The organism is Gordonia sp. AC31 (assembly GCF_031844505.1).
GTDB classification, from domain to species: Bacteria; Actinomycetota; Actinomycetes; order Mycobacteriales; family Mycobacteriaceae; genus Gordonia; species Gordonia hongkongensis.
The window spans coordinates 1-1292 of the sequence record NZ_JAUZVK010000084.1; the positions used below are offsets into that span (position 1 = coordinate 1).

The 1292-nt window shown below is 65.6% G+C and carries 1 protein-coding gene; it reads right to left on the reverse strand.

The window, feature by feature from the left end; all coding sequences use genetic code 11:
- Positions 1-1267 (reverse strand): helicase-related protein (locus Q9R39_RS24670; RefSeq protein ID WP_311278457.1); only part of this gene is annotated, 1267 nt, incomplete at its 3' end.
- Positions 1268-1292: the final 25 nt, after the last annotated feature.

Below are 1292 nucleotides of genomic sequence, written 5' to 3' on the forward strand. Positions count from 1 at the left end.
GGACGACGAACTCCTTGCCGGCGTCAATCCACTCCTGGTGACCGGCCAGCAGGAGATCGAGTTTCTCGATGCTGCCTTCCAACCGTGGGATGGCCCGGTCCGCTGCAGCCACGACCCGCCGCGCGTGGGAGCGGGAGTCGGCGTGGGCGCTGGCCAGGGCGGACAGGCTTTTCACCTCGTCTTCCAGGGTCGCCATTTCGAGGAACCGTTCGTCGCCGGTCGCGGCGGCTTTGGTCGCCGCGGCCGCCTCAGACAGTGAGTCGTCGGCGATGTCGTCGACTTCGGCGACGTCGTCGAGCTGGCCGCGTTTGGCTTGCTCGATGAACGCCGCCTTGGACTCGACTTTCGACCACATGACGGTGTCGGTGGTGCCTGCGGTGACGTAGTTCAGAATTTCGATCTGCGGATTCTGGTTGCCCTGGCGGATGATCCGGCCTTCGCGTTGCTCGAGATCGGCGGGCCGCCACGGCACGTCCATGTGGTGCAGGCCGATGAGGCGGCCTTGGACGTTCATGCCGGTGCCCATCTTCGATGTCGATCCGACCAGCACCGCGATCCGACCGGCTCGGCAGTCGGCCTGCAACGCCAGTTTCTGCGACGGCGATTTGGCGTCGTGGATGAACGCGATCTTCTCCGCGGGCACCTGGTACTGCTCGACGAGAAGGTCTTTGAGGTTGGAGTACACCGACGGGCCGTCGGGTCGCGGGGTGCCACGGTCACAGAACACCAGCTGCAACGCTCCCCGGATCGGGGACCGCTCCCCTTCCTCGGTGAGATATTCGTTGTCGGCGGTGGCGTGGTAGATGCGGGCGACCTGTTCGGCCACGGCATCGGCGCGGGTGTTTCCCGGATCCGGTTCGAGGTTGGCCAGCGCCGGGTCGAGGGCGACGTTGCGGCCGTCGTTGAGGATCTTGAGCACGTTGTCGATGTCGGCGCGTCGCGGGTCGAGATGGTCGGCCCGATAGTCCAGGTCGGCGATGAAATCGCGCCGCTCCTGACCGGGTGTGCTGGTGATGATCTGCCGCCCGTCATGGACGGGCAGATTGGCTGGGACCTGTTCACGGACAACGACATCGGTGTACTGGGCCGCCATGGCGAACATTTCCTTGGGGTTGGCGAACGCCGACACCTTCGACACGACACGCAGTTTGGTGCCGGTGGCGTTGGGAATCGTCTCGGAGCGGGTCGCGGTGAACGACGCCGCCCAGTCGGTGATCGAGCGGACCCCGGCCGCCTCCAGTACATCCGGGCGTAGGTATTGCTGCATCACCCACGACTCGGCGAGCGAGTTG